Annotated in this window: 14 protein-coding genes and 2 tRNA genes; 11 read left to right on the top strand and 5 right to left on the bottom strand. The window is 48.4% G+C overall.

Translation table 11 applies throughout. The features are described from left to right. On the bottom strand, positions 1-1,434 hold the full coding sequence (locus tag EP073_RS00930; RefSeq protein ID WP_128465302.1) for an aminotransferase-like domain-containing protein: 1,434 nt from the start codon (positions 1,432-1,434) through the stop codon (positions 1-3). Positions 1,435-1,564: 130 nt separating this feature from the next. Between EP073_RS00930 and EP073_RS00935 the strand changes: the two genes are divergently transcribed. After that, a complete protein-coding gene (locus EP073_RS00935; RefSeq protein ID WP_164885231.1) occupies positions 1,565-1,783 on the top strand; it encodes a DUF2917 domain-containing protein in 219 nt (72 codons plus the stop codon). A 3-nt stretch (positions 1,784-1,786) separates the two neighbouring features. Here the strand turns inward: EP073_RS00935 and EP073_RS00940 are convergent, their stop codons facing one another. Together EP073_RS00940 and EP073_RS00945 are read right to left on the bottom strand one after the other, a co-directional pair. After that, a complete protein-coding gene (locus EP073_RS00940) occupies positions 1,787-1,957 on the bottom strand; it encodes a FeoB-associated Cys-rich membrane protein (RefSeq protein WP_128465304.1) in 171 nt (56 codons plus the stop codon). Positions 1,958-1,967: 10 nt separating this feature from the next. Next, complete coding sequence (locus EP073_RS00945) at positions 1,968-2,252, bottom strand: FeoA family protein (RefSeq protein ID WP_128465305.1); 285 nt, start codon at positions 2,250-2,252, stop codon at positions 1,968-1,970. Positions 2,253-2,479: 227 nt separating this feature from the next. Between EP073_RS00945 and EP073_RS00950 the strand changes: the two genes are divergently transcribed. The 8 genes from EP073_RS00950 (at position 2,480) to EP073_RS00985 (ending at position 12,442) form a co-directional block, all read left to right on the top strand. Continuing rightward, positions 2,480-2,923: a Fur family transcriptional regulator gene (locus EP073_RS00950; RefSeq protein WP_241654022.1), complete on the top strand. Its 444-nt coding sequence runs from the start codon at positions 2,480-2,482 to the stop codon at positions 2,921-2,923. Positions 2,924-3,056: 133 nt separating this feature from the next. Continuing rightward, positions 3,057-3,623 carry a manganese efflux pump MntP gene (locus EP073_RS00955; RefSeq protein WP_128465307.1) on the top strand — a complete coding sequence of 189 codons (567 nt, stop codon included), beginning with the start codon at positions 3,057-3,059 and terminating at the stop codon, positions 3,621-3,623. Between the two features lie 124 nt (positions 3,624-3,747). Then, positions 3,748-5,760: a TonB-dependent receptor plug domain-containing protein gene (locus EP073_RS00960; protein ID WP_128465308.1), complete on the top strand. Its 2,013-nt coding sequence runs from the start codon at positions 3,748-3,750 to the stop codon at positions 5,758-5,760. 1 nt (position 5,761) lies between these two features. Further along, on the top strand, positions 5,762-6,622 hold the full coding sequence (locus EP073_RS00965; RefSeq protein ID WP_128465309.1) for an energy transducer TonB: 861 nt from the start codon (positions 5,762-5,764) through the stop codon (positions 6,620-6,622). A 65-nt stretch (positions 6,623-6,687) separates the two neighbouring features. Next, positions 6,688-8,517 (top strand): sensor histidine kinase, encoded by a 1,830-nt coding sequence (locus EP073_RS00970; RefSeq protein WP_128465310.1) that lies wholly within the window; start codon positions 6,688-6,690, stop codon positions 8,515-8,517. Further along, complete coding sequence (locus EP073_RS00975) at positions 8,498-9,781, top strand: sigma-54-dependent transcriptional regulator (protein WP_128465311.1); 1,284 nt, start codon at positions 8,498-8,500, stop codon at positions 9,779-9,781. The genes EP073_RS00970 and EP073_RS00975 overlap by 20 nt, the downstream gene beginning before the upstream one ends. A 32-nt stretch (positions 9,782-9,813) precedes the next feature. Next, complete coding sequence (locus tag EP073_RS00980; RefSeq protein ID WP_128465312.1) at positions 9,814-10,347, top strand: hypothetical protein; 534 nt, start codon at positions 9,814-9,816, stop codon at positions 10,345-10,347. 187 nt (positions 10,348-10,534) lie between these two features. Next, on the top strand, positions 10,535-12,442 hold the full coding sequence (locus tag EP073_RS00985; protein WP_128465313.1) for a cytochrome c3 family protein: 1,908 nt from the start codon (positions 10,535-10,537) through the stop codon (positions 12,440-12,442). A gap of 117 nt (positions 12,443-12,559) precedes the next feature. Here the strand turns inward: EP073_RS00985 and EP073_RS00990 are convergent. Together EP073_RS00990 and EP073_RS00995 are read right to left on the bottom strand one after the other, a co-directional pair. Next, positions 12,560-12,632, bottom strand: a tRNA-Asn gene (locus EP073_RS00990). A gap of 97 nt (positions 12,633-12,729) precedes the next feature. Further along, a complete protein-coding gene (locus EP073_RS00995; RefSeq protein ID WP_128465314.1) occupies positions 12,730-13,239 on the bottom strand; it encodes a ferritin family protein in 510 nt (169 codons plus the stop codon). A 130-nt stretch (positions 13,240-13,369) separates the two neighbouring features. Here EP073_RS00995 and EP073_RS01000 point away from each other — a divergent pair, with 130 nt between their 5' ends. Both EP073_RS01000 and EP073_RS01005 read left to right on the top strand, forming a co-directional pair. Next, positions 13,370-14,680 (top strand): aminotransferase class I/II-fold pyridoxal phosphate-dependent enzyme, encoded by a 1,311-nt coding sequence (locus EP073_RS01000; protein ID WP_128465315.1) that lies wholly within the window; start codon positions 13,370-13,372, stop codon positions 14,678-14,680. A gap of 217 nt (positions 14,681-14,897) precedes the next feature. Then, positions 14,898-14,982, top strand: a tRNA-Leu gene (locus tag EP073_RS01005). The last annotated feature ends 78 nt before the right edge of the window (positions 14,983-15,060 follow it).

Below are 15,060 nucleotides of genomic sequence, written 5' to 3' on the forward strand. Positions count from 1 at the left end.
TCAGGCTCCGCCGCCTGACAGTCCTGCCGCCATGGCGCCCAGCTTTCTAAGGGCGTCAATGTGTTTTTTATCCAGAGGACTGCCGCAGTTCAGGCGGATGAAGTTTCTGTATCTGTCCTGAGCCGTGAAGAGGAAGCCCGGAACTATGCCTATCCCCTCCTTCATCGCAGCTTCATAGAGCCGGAACGAATCAACGGTCTCAGGCAGCTCCATCCAGAGGATATATCCGCCCTTGGGGTTTGAGGCTCTTGTCCCCTCGGGGAAAAACTCCATAACATATGAGCGGTAAGCCGCGACCTGATTGCGGTACATTCTTCTGACCCTGTTAAGGTACCTGCTGTATTTGCCCGAAAGGAGATAGTCAGACAGGGCGAGCTGAAGCAGACGGGAGGTGTCTAGAACTGTGGAGATTTTCTTATCCATTACCTCCTTGTAATATCTGCCGGGGCAGATCCATCCGACCCTGAATGACGGCGATATTGTTTTTGTGAATGAGGACAGGTAGATCACGTTTCCGTCCTTATCAAAAGAGGAGAGGCATTTCGGTCTGTGCCCTTCGTGGCAGAGCTCGCCGTATACGTCATCCTCTATTACGGGAACATTTTTCGCGGCGCAGATTTCCACTATTCTTTTCTTATCCTCATTCGGGAGTATGCCGCCCAGCGGGTTGCTGAAATTCGGCTGAATGAGCAGCGCCTTCACATCGTATTTATCCAGAGCGTCCTTCAGCCTGTCCGGATCCATGCCGCAATCAGGGCGTGAGGGCACTTCTATAACGTACATTCCCATTGATTCCAGAGCGTGGAGATGTCCGAAATGAAGGGGTGACTCAACAGCTATACAGTCGCCGGGCTTCGCCACCACACGCAGTATGTGGCTGAGGCTTTCAGTGGCTCCGGTAGTTATTATTATTTCGTTCGGAGAAATCTCAAGTCCGGCGGAAAGCATCTGCATGGAGATACAGCTTCTCAGCTGGGCATTGCCTCTGAAAATTTCAAATGAGTTAAAGTCCGGGTTGTGGTTGAGTATATGCTTCATGGTTTTGGCTAGCTCTGCGGAAGGGAGCATGGACAGGCATGGGGAAGCACCGCCGAACTGAATGAGGCTTCTGTCCGCCATGGCGTTGCAGACATTGTATATCATGCTGAATTTATCCACACGGGCGACGGTGATTTTTTTCTCCGCTGAGATTTCAAGGCTCGGTATAGAGTTGTCCGCGGAAACATAAAACCCTGACTGCGGGCGTGATTCCAAAACACCCTGACGCTCAAGCTCAACATACGCCTTCATTATTGTGGAGACGCTTAAGCCCGCGTCCGTGCTCATTTTCCTGATTGAGGGAACCTTGTCCCCTGTTTTCAGCCCGTTTTCAGAGATGATCTTTTTTATGAGGCTCTGCACCTCTTCGTATTTATAAACATTCTGCTGTTCCATAAATTGCCTCGCGCTGAAAACTGTTATGTGTTCATTTCTAAAAAACTGTAACTGTTATTGTGTACAGTTTTATTATATTTATTCTCAAGGGTAAAGATAAAAATAACGCAGGGAGGGCGCGGAGATGAGCGTGAAAAGTTTTAAGATGACTCTGGGGAAAGATAAAATGATGTCAGTCAACGGCGCAAAAAGCGCAAGTCTTTCCTGCGAAAAGGGGAAGCTGTGGATAACCGGAACCAGAGAAGGCGATCTTATGGTCGACTGCGGACAGAAGATCAGGCTCCGTCCGGTGGATGCTCTGGTGATTCAGAGCATGGATGATTCGCTGTTTACTATGGATGTGAAATAATTATCAGCCGCCGGAGCTGATGCGATCTGCTGTTTCTGCGGCGCTGCATCCTTTTTTCATGGCGGAGCAGCCTCCGCAGGAGCCGCCGCACCCGTCTGCCGGTTTTGTGTAGTGTCTGTAAAGGTAAACTGCGGCTGCGGTTATTATCGCCGCGGTTATTATCATATCTGCCATTTTTCCCTTCTTATCTGTGTCTGCCGTGCCTGTGTCTGCACGGTGTAATGTTTATTTTACTGGATAGGTTCCCGCATATGCAGAGCCTGTTCCCTTCGAGATCCACCGTGAGGTTTCCGTCGCCGGCATCCTCAACAATTTCAAGAGTGCGCCCTTTTATGAAGCCGAAGTCAATGAGCCTGCGCACGGACTGTCTGTCACAGCATTTGCAGAAGCCGGCTATTTCGCACTTCTCCCCTTTTTTCGCGTCGGCAAGGCATATAGTGCCTTCTGCCGTAATAAAGTTGCTGCACATTTAACACCCCGGACGGGCTTAGAACCCAGTTGTATAGTATTATATTGTAATCCATTAACATAGTTTGTCAATGTGAACATCATAAGCGCTGAAGAACCTGTCATTGAAATGTTTTTTCTAAAAAGGTCAGACCGTAAAAAAATATTGATTATTTTTACTAAAACTAATAAGTTTTTTATAGAGGCTGTTGATATGCGGTCTTAATACACAAGAAGACGGTTGTTATTATGAAAAAAGAGACAAAGAACATCGCCCTGAAAAGGCTCTCTGAGCATTTATCCGAAAAGAAACTCCGTGCCACAAGCCAGAGGGAAATCATCCTCGGCACCTTCATCGATCTTGGCAGGCACACCACAGCGGAAGAGCTTTATGAGGCTCTCAAAAAGTTCGATTCCAGCATAGGACACGCCACTGTTTACCGTGCGCTCAGGCTTTTTGTCGATGCGGGAATAGCCCGTGAGCTGAACTTCAACGACGGTTCTGTGCGCTATGAAAGCGTAATCGGCAAGGAACCCCATGACCACATTATCTGTAAAAAATGCGGGGCTATGGTGGAGTTTCTGGATGAAAAAATCCGTGAGGCTCAGGACGAAATAGCAAAAAAATACGGCTACTCCATTAAAAACAGAAGCCATATTCTCTTCGGCATATGCCCTAAGTGCCGCAGGTAAGCGTTTCCCTGTAATATTTTCCAGAAAACAGTCAGGCGGATTTTTTTACCCTGTTTCGTATTTTACGGCTTAAGGGCTTGAAAGATTCCGCCTGATAGCCTATTCTAAGCCGCAAAATTCCACAGAGGTAAATATGAATTTCCTTGAGGTTTTCTGGATTGCGGTCGGGCTTTCCATGGACGCTTTCGCTGTGTCCATAGCATGCAGCGTGCTTCTTTGTCATGTTTCCTTCAGACATATATTCCGCCTCGGATTCCATTTCGGTCTCTTTCAGGCGGTCATGCCTGTCATAGGATGGATAGCCGGAAGAAGCGTCAGTGAATACATCAGCGCGTGGGATCACTGGGTGGCGTTCGGACTTCTTTCTGTGATAGGGCTTAAGGCACTTAAGGAATCTTTCAGCGATGATGACGGGGAGAACAGCGTAAAAGGCGATCCCACCAAGGGCTTAAGCCTTATCCTGCTCTCCGTTGCCACCAGCATAGACGCACTCGCCGTTGGCGTGAGCCTTGCCGCGGTTAATGTAAGCATTTTTCAGCCGGCGCTGCTCATCGGCATAATAACCGCCTGTTTTTCAGTGGTGGGAACCGTATACGGCTGCCGCATAGGAGCCCGTTTCGGCAAAAAGGTTGAAGCCGCAGGCGGGATAATACTGATAATAATAGGTTTTAAGATCCTTCTGGAACACCTCCTCTCTTGAGACCCCCTTTTTTTTAAAATCTTTGATAATTTCCGACAGTTTACTCTTGACTGGCGCTATATAGTGATCTATATAGCGTATGAGCGTTATGTACCAAAGGGAATAACGATATGGAGAAACTGAAATGTTCAATCAAAGAAGAATTCTGACTGCCGCGTGTCTGGGCGCGGCTCTGGTATTCAGCTCCGCCGCAAAGGCAGAGGAGCATATCTATAAACTCGGGGAAATAGAGATAACCGATTCCTCTTCATGGCTTAATGCAAAGCCGATGCAGGAAGTGACTTCCGAAGAAATTGAGGCTGGGTCGGTCTCAAGTGTTGCGGAAGCGCTCAAGCAGCTTCCTTCCGCATCCTTCGCTCCCAACTCAAAAGGGGAGAAGCGTCTTAATATCAGGGGTTTTTCAGACAGATACATTCAGGTGTATTTTGACGGTATTCCCGTTGCCCTGCCCTACGAAGCGTATATTGATCTGGGCAATTACAACACATTCGGGATTGATAAGATCGAAGTTGAAACAGCAGGCGGCTCAGTTCTCTTCGGACCGAACGCCGCGGGAGGCGCGGTCAATATTGTCACCGCGAAACCTGAAAAGGCTTTTGAATCCGCCGTTGAGCTTATGTACAGAACCAACAACACATATCAGACAAGAATCGGCGTGGGAAGCAAGATAGGCAAAGCTTACGGAATGATTTCTCTTGCTTATGAGGATTCAGAAGGCTTTATGCTTCCGGACGGATACAGCGAGCTCAATGAAAACGGCGGTCTGCGTGACAACACAGGCTACCGGAGAGCAACTGTAACCGGTAAAATCGGCTACGAGTTCGCGAAGGGAAGTGAGGTTGCCTTCGGTATAAATCATATAGAGAGCAGCCTTGAGCTTCCTCCTAACACAAAGGAAACGGACAACGGCAGAAACAACAGCCCCGTTCGTTACTGGAACTACGAAGACTGGGACAAAGATACATACTATCTCCTCGGAAGCCTGAGAAAAGACAGCTACACGGTCACTGCAAGGCTTTACAGGGATGAATACTACAATGTGATGAACCGTTACACTGACGCTTCATACAGCGAGTGCTTCAGCGCCTCATGGTGCGACAGCGCTTATGATGATTACTCCAACGGCGTTATCCTCAATACTGAGCTGAAAACCGGAGCAATCAATACCGTTATCCTCAGCGGACAATACAAAAAGGATGTTCACCGCACCAAGAACGCCTCCATGACAGAATGGGAAAAGGATGTGGCGGAAACCTACTTCGCCGGTGTTGAAGACAGGATTACTCTGGGCAGGTTCATTGTCAGCCTCGGCGGCAGCTATGAGGTCAACAACGCGATCTCTTCGGACAGCAAGGATGAACTTAACGACGATATAAAGGTTTTCAATCCGCAGGCTACGGTAATATACAATTTGTCTCCTGAAACTGTGTTTCATGTGAAGGCAGCGCGTAAAACACGCTTCCCCTCAATGAAGGAGCTGTACTCCAGTTATTCATATAATAACGGCGGACAGACAACTTATTTCGCCAACCCCGGGCTTAAGGAAGAAACCGCTATGAACTATGAGGCAGGTATTAAGCAGTCCCTGTTTGACACCGTTCTTCTTCAGGCGAATATCTTCTATTCAAAGATTGATGACAAAATCAACACTAAAGCGCCTTACACCGGCAGTGATCCGGATGCCTCATCAGACGCGCAGACTTCAGACAACATAGATGACGTGACAATGAAGGGCTTCGAGGTGATGTTGGGCGGCGATTTCACCGAGAACACCACCACTGTAGCGTCTTATGCCTACATCGACGCGGAAAAAAGCATAGAAGGCGATGATTCCGATACTGTTGCTGATGTGCCTGAGCACAAGCTCTATCTGGATCACTCATACAGAATAGGAAAAATGTTTGTTCTCGGCGGCAGGCTGAATATGGAAAAAGGACGCTGCTCGCAGAAGTCCGATTACAGCTACACCGAGCTGGACACTTACTGGACGGCAGATCTCAGAGCCGAGATTATCCCGGTTAAGTACACCACCATTGAGGTCGGCGTGGAAAATGTGGCGGATGAGGAATACGAGCTTTCATACGGTCTGCCGCAGGCGGGAAGAACATACTACGCCAAGCTTAAAATGAAAATTTGATATGTCACTGGCCGACAGCAGCGACGATAAATGGAGAAAAGGAGCCATAGCGGGGGGCGTCTGGGGGACCTCCGAGATGACCCTCGGCTCTTTTCTTCATAATCTGCGATTCCTTTTCTTGGAAAGACAGGCAGACAGGCGCGATGACGGAAACTTCCGCCTGATTATTTTCACCGGTGTTTCCGTTCTGGTTCATATTCTGGTTCTGCATCTTGCGGATCCGATTCAGATACAAAGTACAGCGGAATCTGGGGGTTCCGTTGCCGTAACACTCATAAGCAGATACAGGGCGGCGGAGCCTAAGCATGAGTTCCTCGTCTCAGAAGCAAAAGCTCCGTCCTCCTCTGCCTCTGTATCCCGAAAACCGAAACCTCCCGCAGAGCATCCCGCTGTTTCAGCGAAAGTCGTTGAGCAGGTGTTCCACGAAGAGCCTGATGAATCCGGTGCGGAAATTACTTCAGGAACAGAGGAAAAAACAGAAGGAGAGTCTGAGCCCGCTGAAAAACCGGCGGCACTGCATTCCCCCTCCGCTCCGTTCGCGGAATCAGCGCCTGAGCCTGCCGCTCCCGCTCTTACCGAACAGGAAATGAGCTTTCTCACCGAACACATGCGGCAGAAGGTACGCTCGCAGCTTGCTTATCCGAAATTGGCAAGGAGAATGGGCTGGAACGGAACAGTTATGCTGAGGGTTTACCTCACGGAAAACGGCGGAGTTGAAAAAACAGAGATCATACGAAGCTCAGGCTTTAAGGCTTTGGATAAAGAGGCGTTTGAGAGCGTGTACCGTGCTGCGCCATACGAAAACCGCACCGGAGAAGAAGTCACTGTTGAGCTTCCCGTGCGCTTCAGCCTCAGCGGCTGATAAACAGAAGTGTTTGTTTTTTTATCGGTTTGACTTAATTCCTCATCTGGTATTATCATTCATTCATGAGCAAAAAACTTGCGGTATGGATCAGCATTCTTGTCACAGTGGTTCTTGTTTTTTCCACAGGTGTTTATTATTCTCAGTCGCAGAAGGCTGTCCTTTTTGAAATACAGAAACGCGCCGCCGAGCTTCTCCGGGCGGACAAACGGACGGTTTCCGATTTCCTCGGGCATATCCGCTCCGTAACCTACGGTCTTTATACCAACCCCGTTAACAGCCGCTTTATTTTCCACGGTGAAGGAAAGGAGCGTGCCGAAGCCCTTTTCATGGACTACTGCAATAATGTCCGTGAGGTTCAGGCTATACGTCTGGTTGACAGGGAAGGGATGATTCAGGTCTTTATGCGGGAGTGCGTGAATCTTTCCGGCGAGCCGGATTACGAGCCCATTGACATAGCATCCAAGGACTTCATAGAGGACGCCGCGGCTCTTGATAAACCGGAGATCCTTTTCAGCAAGTTTGAGCGGGGGTTTCTCCCCGATGCGGTGAGCTTCTGCCCGTCAATGATACGCACTGTCGTCCCTTATTTCGCGGGCGGCGGACATGCGGGCTATCTGGTGGTGAACTACTGGGGCGAGCGACTCGGCGAGGTGGTGAACAGGCTGAACCGTGATGAGGGGCATTCCTTCATAGTGGAGAAAAATAAAATTAACCCTGAGCGCCACGGAATTTTCCTTTTTCATAAAAACAAAAGCTACGAATTCGCAAACCAGATGCAGCATGAGCACCGCTTTCAGACTGTCTACGGTGCCGAAGTTTTTGATGAGGTGGTCAAGGGGCTGGACGGCATAATCCGCCTGAAAAACGGCGATTTCCTCGGCTACACCACTGTCTACCCCTATGAAGGCACTGATATTTCATGGAAAGTTTGTACTGTTATAGACGCCAAGTACGCCTTCCGCAATCTCCGCGCTCTTAAAACGGGATTCATGCTTGTCCTTTCCCTGTCAGTCTTTCTGGCTGTGCTCACTGCCTTTATATTTGCCGAAAGATTCCTGAAACCGCTTGGAGGACTGAAAGCGGCACTGGAAAACTACGGCAGGGGAAATCTGGATTACGAGATAAAAGAGGACTATACAGACGAACTGGGGGACATAGCCGCCAAGGTTCAGGAAATGGCGGTTTCCCTGCGGAATCATATAAAAGAGCGGGAAACGGCACAGAAAAGGATGGAGCTTGCAGACAGGCTTTCATCATTAAGCATACTCAGCGCCGGAGTTTCTCATGAGCTTTCAACACCGCTGAACTCAATCCTCCTCGCGGCGGGGCTGATAGAGAAGGAATGCGGCTCCACCGAAGAGGTGCGTGCGGTTAAGACACAGGCGGAAAGGTGTGTCGGAATCATCGCTTCCATGAAGCGCCTCGTGGCGGACGGTTATGACAGCTGCGCAAAGGAGCGGCTGAACCTTAAGGAAATAGTCGGCGAAACAGTGCGGTTCATGCGGGCAGGCGGCGGAGTCGTCATAGAAACCGTGCTTGAGGACGCATACATAGACGGCTGCCGGACACTGATAAATCAGGCGTTTCTTAATATCGCAGTTAATGCGGTGGATGCTGTTTTCCCATCCGGCAAAGTTGTGTTCAGGCTTTTCAGGAGTGGCGGAAAGGTTATTCTTGAGGCTGAGGACAACGGCAGCGGCATTGAGCCAGAAAAGCTTGAGAAGATATTCGATCCGTTCTTCACAACAAAGTCACCGGATAAGGGAACAGGTCTGGGGCTTTCCATTACCCACAGAATAATAACCGAGCACGGCGGCAAAATCAGCGTTAGAAGCGAAAAAGGGAAAGGAACTGCGGTAAGGTGTGAATTTAATGAAAGTAGTTATAGTTGAGGACGACAGAACTCTCTGCGGTCTGCTGAAAAAAAGCCTTGAGAACGAGTTTAACGTTACGGCGTTCTACGAGCCCGCCGCAGCGCTGGCACATATAAAAAGCTCCGGCGCGGACGCTGTGGTGTCCGATGTGCGTATGCCGGGGATGACCGGTTTTGAGCTTCTGGAAGCTCTGCGTGAGGAGATGCCCGAGGTGCGCCTCATACTCATGACAGGCTACGGAACCGTCACAGAATCGGTAAATGCAATCAAAAGCGGTGCTTATGACTATATACTCAAGCCTGTTGATCCAGAGATTCTTATAAAAAAGCTGGAGCAGATACGTATACTGCTGGATTTCGGCAGGCAAATAGCCGGAAGTTTCGCTCCTGTCTATAAATCACGCAGGTTTGACGATATAATGCAGCTTGCTGCCCGAGCAGCCAAGGCGGACAGCGGTGTGCTCATCACGGGGGAGACGGGCAGCGGAAAGGAGGTCATAGCCCGCTTCATTCACGGCGTATCCTCACGGAGGACAGCGCCCTTCGTGGCTGTGAACTGCGGCAATATGCAGGAGCAGCTTTTTGAGAGCGAGCTTTTTGGCTACCGCAAAGGCGCGTTCACCGGAGCTGATTCCAACAAGCGGGGACTTGTATCCGCGGCGGAGCGGGGAACACTCTTTCTGGATGAGATAGGCGAGCTTCCCCTTCCTTCTCAGTCAAAGCTTCTGCGCTTCATAGAGACAAAAACCTACTATCCTCTGGGCTCCGTGGAGCAGAAAACGGCAAATATACGCTTCATCGCCGCCACAAACCGCAATCCGGCAGAAGAAGCAGAAAACGGCACATTCCGCAAGGATTTGTATTATCGGCTGAACGTGGTGGAGATTAAGGTTCCGCCGCTTAGGGATAGAAGAGAGGATATAATGCCGCTGGCGGAGTATTTTCTCGGCAGGTTCCGCCACATAAACCCGAAGATAGAGGGCTTCTCGGCAGATTCCGTGAGGTTTCTGGAAAATTATTCATATCCGGGCAATGCCCGCGAACTCTCTAACATCATAGAACGGGCGGTGATACTGGAAAACGGGCATATAATATCCCCTGCGTCACTTCATATGCAGGGTCCGGCAGGGAGTACAAACTCCAGAAGGCTTGATGACGTTATTCGGGAACATATCTTAGCCGCTCTGACCGAAGCCGGAGGCAGCAAGACAAAAGCCGCCGAAATTCTCGGCATAGACGCTTCCACCATATACCGCAGACTCAAGGAATACGGCATCGGATAGAGCGGTGATAATGTTAACATGAGGTTGGTTTTATGAGTATCACACCTGAATGGCTTTCTGCAATTGCGATTTATGTATATTTTACTATTCAACTTGCTAAAGAAACAAAAAAGCTAAGGGAAGTTGAAACAAGTCCTCTTATTACAGTATATTTGCAGAGTTTTAAACGAACACAATATATGGAACTGGTTATAAAAAACATTGGTAAGGCTCCCGCTTATGACATTGAAATATATTTTGACAAAACATTTACAGAAAAGCTAAAGGAGATAAAACAAAATATACCAATACACATTGATATAAACTATTTCTCACCGGAACAGTCAGTGGTCTACTTTGCCGGAGATTATGAAGCATTAAAACAAATTCCAGAACAATCATTTAAGGTTCACCTCAGCTACAAGGCAAAAGATAGAAAAGAATTTACTGAGACAATCCATTACAATTATTCCTTTTACGCAACGAGCGATGTTTCAAAAACATATGAAATAGAAGAGCTAAATAGAATGTTTGAAAAATTAGGTAACACAATAGATAAAAGTATATCTTGCATAGCGAAGAAATAAGTAATGAATATATTTTTTGCAAATTGCAAGAAACGGCATTCGCAAAATGCAAGATTCCTATAGAAAAACTAGCCTTTGCTGAAATCATAAACGTATATTAAATCAGATAAATTTCTCTCATAATCTTTTCTGTTTCCGTGGCATGGGTGTTGCTCAATAAATAACAGCATACACGGAGGTTTATTTTATGAAGAAACTTATAATTGTCTGTCTTATGATGCTTTTCTGTTTCGGCGCCGCGCAGGCCGCGGAAAAGTCATCCTGCATCGCCTGCCACGGAAGCAAGGCGGAGATGGAAAAACTCGGTTACCCTCAGCTTTATCTTGATCCGGCTGAGGTAGAGAAGGAAGTGAACATGGGCGAAGTCGCCTGTGAGGACTGCCACCTCGGTAACTCTGCGGAAATGACAGCTGAAAAGGCGCATGAAGGCATGCCACGCCCCTTTTACGCCGCTGTGGGCAAAAACCACAAGTATCAGGCGGTAGGCAGAGACATCACAAATTATGACCCCATTCAGCCGCAGGGGAAGGTTCCCTTCGCATACCTGATGAGAAAGCCTGACCCCGAAAAAGCGAAAGCTCAGGGGATTGCTGTTCTCGCACAGCTTTTTTATCATGATCACGATCCCGAAACCATGGCGTACAACCCTTCCGTTGCGGAACAAACCTGCGGAAAATGCCACGAGAACGAAGTTAAGCAGTACAATGTTTCCGGTATGGGGCAAAACAGATACCAGAGAGGATATAAAACATTCAGCGATCTGAAGCCCGGTCCTCAGAACTGCGGAGCATGGTTCGGCGACAACCACGGAGAAATAAGCGGCGAGCTTGCTGTGGAGTACCCCAAAGCGCACAGCGACGCATCCGCCAGAAACTGCAACCAGTGCCACGCAAGCTGTAACGACTGTCACTATCAGGGCTATAAGGCATCAAACGCCCGCCACACCTTCAAAAAAGATCCCGAACCCCTTTCATGCTACGGCAACGGCAAAGGCACAATCTGTCACGCCGGACCCATGGACAGGAGAAGAGGAGCAGGCTACATGAGAGGCGCCTTTGCGTTCCCCGTGAACGAGCTTCCCGATGATGTGCACATGGCAAACGGTGTAACCTGCAACGACTGCCACAAAATGGAAAACCACAGCTACGGTCATCTTAGTTCCGAGTCCGCCCGCGAATCCTGCAAAAGCTGCCATGAGGACATATATCTGGCTGCGCTTGAGAGTGAGGAACACGGCAACGTGGACTGCACATCCTGCCATATACAGGCTGTGGGGGCATATCAGTTCACCTTCTGGGGTCCCGGCAAGCAGGAGGGGCAGGTAAAGGCGCTCACCAAACATAAGGAATACTACGGCACAAGAAGCCAGCCCACGCTTGTGAAACACCCCGAAAGAGGCGTGTGGATACCTATGAAGCCTTATCCCATGGCGGTATTGAATATCAAAGAGGATGTGAAGAAGGTCAACAAGCTCATTCTCCGTGAGATAGAGCCTGCGACTGTCAAAGGCAATGCCAGACTCAGCGAAAAGGACTTTTCTGTCGAGAGGAAGCCGGATGAAGTGAACGATATGTACATCATGAACGGCACATCCAAGCTGAAAAAGAACGACAGGATGCTGGCGTGGATTCAGATGGACAAAATGAGCCACTCAATAGGCAAAGCGAGAGACTGCGACTCGTGCCATTCATCACATGACCAGATAGCCACCTCTTGGTGGACATACGACAACATGAATGATGTGAAGAAAACCTTTAACGGAAGCTACACCATTAAAGCCACCAAAAAAGGCATGTTTTTCACCGACTGGAAGAACGAAACACCTGTTACCGTTGATGACAGGGACGTTGAGGACTTTATGCCCTTCGTAAATTCGGGCAATGTGTGGGATGTCAAAGGGATAGACTTCTCTATTCCGTTCGATGAGAAAAAATACGCGGGAGCCAGAGGCGATTACAATCTTCTTTACGCCAAGCTCCACAGGCTTGAGCTTGCTAATAAGAACGACAGGGAGAAGCTGGAGAAGGTTAAGCTTGCCAGAAAGATCCTTCCGCACAACCCTAAGAAAGCCGCGGAGATGATCAGCGGGCTTTAGTACCATAAATCTGATAACTTATATAGAAATGCCCCCTGAAAAGGGGGCGTTTCTGCGTTTCAGGCAGTATAAACGAAAAAAGCCCGACTCCGTGAGGAATCGGGCTTTTCTTTTAAGCTCCCTGAGCAAGACTCGAACTTGCAACCTAATGATTAACAGTCATTTGCTCTGCCGGTTGAGCTATCAGGGAATATAACCGTAACGAGAGACGAATATAACAACAGCGGATTTGTTTGTCAATATGATTTGTCAAAAAAATATCTGCGATTATATCTTATTGTCACGGCTTATTTTTCCAGAGAAAACTCCATCATGTCAAACCAGAATCCGTCCTGCTGAATGAACTGAATTTCTGCCTGAAGAATGTCATAATGCTTCTGCTCAACAGCGGCGAGATCACTGAACAGCTTTTTCGCCTGAAGGTTGTCCGTTTTCTGAGCCTGTTCAATATAAAAGAGACGCGCCTTTTCCTCATGTGCAAGGGCAATTTTCAATGCGTCCAGATCGCCCACACAGGCTTTGTCCAGCTTCTGGAGGCTTGCGTCCGCAACCTTGGGCATAAACTTGTCCAGCCTTGCCTTCGGCACATCCACCGTCTGGTAGACTTCGCCTTTCAGCATGCGTTCCATAAACCTGTTGATGAGCTCCATATGGTCAATTTCGTCCATGGCAAGCTGAATAAGGATGTTTTTGCCGCCTGCAACCTGTGTTTGTTTGGCGAAGTTGAGGTAGGACCTCATCCCCTCCACCTCTGCGTCGTGTGCCGTCTTTAGTGCCTGAAGTAGTTCAAGATTCATCCGGTTCCTCCGTGGGTGATAGTGTTATGCTCATACACAGTATAATATTCTTCTTTTAAATTGTGTATAATTTTTGTATATTCGCAACTGTTAAAACCACCCGTAGCATGCGTTAATTGGAGGCAATATAATGAACGCTCTCGCAAAAGAACTTAACGAGATTATAGCCGGAGTAAACCCAGCCGTTTACGAAATGCTTTCCGACCTCGGAAAGAATATTTACATGCCCAAAGGCATCATCACACAGTCGGCTGAGGCTAAGGAAAAGGCTCATAAGTTTAACGCTACCATAGGCATAGCAATGGAGAAGGGCGAGCCCATGTATCTCCAGTGCATCTATGACCATCTCAAAGGGCTGCCCGCTAAGGATGTTTTCACCTATGCGCCCTCTTCCGGCAAGCCTGAACTGAGAACGAGATGGAGAAAAAAAATATACGATGAAAACCCCGCTCTCGCAGGGAAAAATATAGGTTCGCCCGTTGTAACAAACGCGCTCACCCACGGTCTTAACATTGTTGCGGATATGTTTCTTGATAAAGGTGATTATGTCGTTCTCCCCTCCATGTTCTGGGGCAACTACAGGCTGACATTCTCCGTTATCAACGGGGCAGAGATCGCCACTTACGAAACCTTTACCGAGAAAGGCGGCTTCAATGTTCAGGCTCTGCTTTCCAAGGTTGAGGAATGCGGAAAAATAAAAGGAAAGGCTGTTGTTATCCTCAACTTCCCCAACAACCCCTCCGGCTACACTCCCTTGCCTGCTGAGGCGAAGGCAATTGCCGACGGTCTCACAGCCATAGCCGAGAAAGGCATTAAGCTTGTTGTGGTTACTGACGATGCTTACTTCACACTTTTCTATGAAGACAGCATAACCGAATCGCTTTACGGTCAGCTTGTGAGCAGGAGCAAAAACCTTCTTCCCATCAAACTTGATGGAGCGACTAAAGAGGAGTTCGTGTGGGGCTTCCGTGTTGGCTTCATAACCTTCGGTGCCACAAGCAGCGCAGACGAATCCAAAATGTTTGCCGCTATAGAGAAAAAAGTGACAGGACTTATAAGGGGAACAATCTCCAACTGCCCCCACCCCTCACAGACTCTTGTTCTCAAATCTCTGGAACATCCCGACTTCGAGAAACAGAGAAAACAGAAATTTGAAGTGCTCAAGGAAAGAGCGCTTAAATTTAAAGAAATACTGGGCAGAGGCGAATTCACAGACCAGTTCACTTACTACCCCTTCAACTCAGGCTACTTTATGTGCCTTAAGCTGAATACTGTGGACGCTGAGGAACTCCGCATACACCTGCTGGATAAATACGGTATAGGCACTATCTCCTCCAGCAAAACAGACCTGCGCATCGCCTTCTCATGCGTTGAGGTCGGCGACAGCGAAGAGCTCTTCAAATGCATCTATCAGGCATGCAAAGAACTCGCCGCCAAGTAAGCGGACTTGTTTAAGAAAACTTCCAGAGGGGAGCCGGAAATCCGGTTCCCCTTTTTTTGTGGATGATCAGGGGACGGGGCTGCGCCGTGCGTAGCGAAGGCAGGATTCTCCCTGCAGCGAGCGTGCATCCGAAATTTTCATGGATGATAAATTTCCGTTGGTAATTGACACACAATACAATTCAGCATATAAAACTAAACCGATTCTATAAGGTTTAGCCCGAATGGCGGAATAGGTAGACGCAAGGGACTTAAAATCCCTCGGAATTTAATTCTGTGCCGGTTCGATTCCGGCTTCGGGCACTTATATATATCAATAACTTACAAAGGGCAGTCCTTGTTATGGGGCTGCCCTTCTTTGTTTCTGTGTTGTAAAAATGT

This window comes from Geovibrio thiophilus (assembly GCF_004087915.1).
In the GTDB taxonomy this organism is placed as follows: Bacteria; Chrysiogenota; Deferribacteres; order Deferribacterales; family Geovibrionaceae; genus Geovibrio; species Geovibrio thiophilus.

Bases quoted from the DNA above. Each gene is read 5' to 3' on its own strand.
- EP073_RS00980 (WP_128465312.1), top strand. From the start codon at position 9,814: ATGAGTATCACACCTGAATGGCTTTCTGCAATTGCGATTTATGTATAT.
- EP073_RS00945 (WP_128465305.1), bottom strand. From the start codon at position 2,252: ATGTGCAGCAACTTTATTACGGCAGAAGGCACTATATGCCTTGCCGAC.
- EP073_RS00970 (WP_128465310.1), top strand. From the start codon at position 6,688: ATGAGCAAAAAACTTGCGGTATGGATCAGCATTCTTGTCACAGTGGTT.
- EP073_RS00985 (WP_128465313.1), top strand. From the start codon at position 10,535: ATGAAGAAACTTATAATTGTCTGTCTTATGATGCTTTTCTGTTTCGGC.
- EP073_RS00965 (WP_128465309.1), top strand. From the start codon at position 5,762: ATGTCACTGGCCGACAGCAGCGACGATAAATGGAGAAAAGGAGCCATA.
- EP073_RS00940 (WP_128465304.1), bottom strand. From the start codon at position 1,957: ATGGCAGATATGATAATAACCGCGGCGATAATAACCGCAGCCGCAGTT.
- EP073_RS00960 (WP_128465308.1), top strand. From the start codon at position 3,748: ATGTTCAATCAAAGAAGAATTCTGACTGCCGCGTGTCTGGGCGCGGCT.
- EP073_RS00995 (WP_128465314.1), bottom strand. From the start codon at position 13,239: ATGAATCTTGAACTACTTCAGGCACTAAAGACGGCACACGACGCAGAG.
- EP073_RS01000 (WP_128465315.1), top strand. From the start codon at position 13,370: ATGAACGCTCTCGCAAAAGAACTTAACGAGATTATAGCCGGAGTAAAC.
- EP073_RS00975 (WP_128465311.1), top strand. From the start codon at position 8,498: ATGAAAGTAGTTATAGTTGAGGACGACAGAACTCTCTGCGGTCTGCTG.
- EP073_RS00955 (WP_128465307.1), top strand. From the start codon at position 3,057: ATGAATTTCCTTGAGGTTTTCTGGATTGCGGTCGGGCTTTCCATGGAC.
- EP073_RS00950 (WP_241654022.1), top strand. From the start codon at position 2,480: ATGAAAAAAGAGACAAAGAACATCGCCCTGAAAAGGCTCTCTGAGCAT.
- EP073_RS00930 (WP_128465302.1), bottom strand. From the start codon at position 1,434: ATGGAACAGCAGAATGTTTATAAATACGAAGAGGTGCAGAGCCTCATA.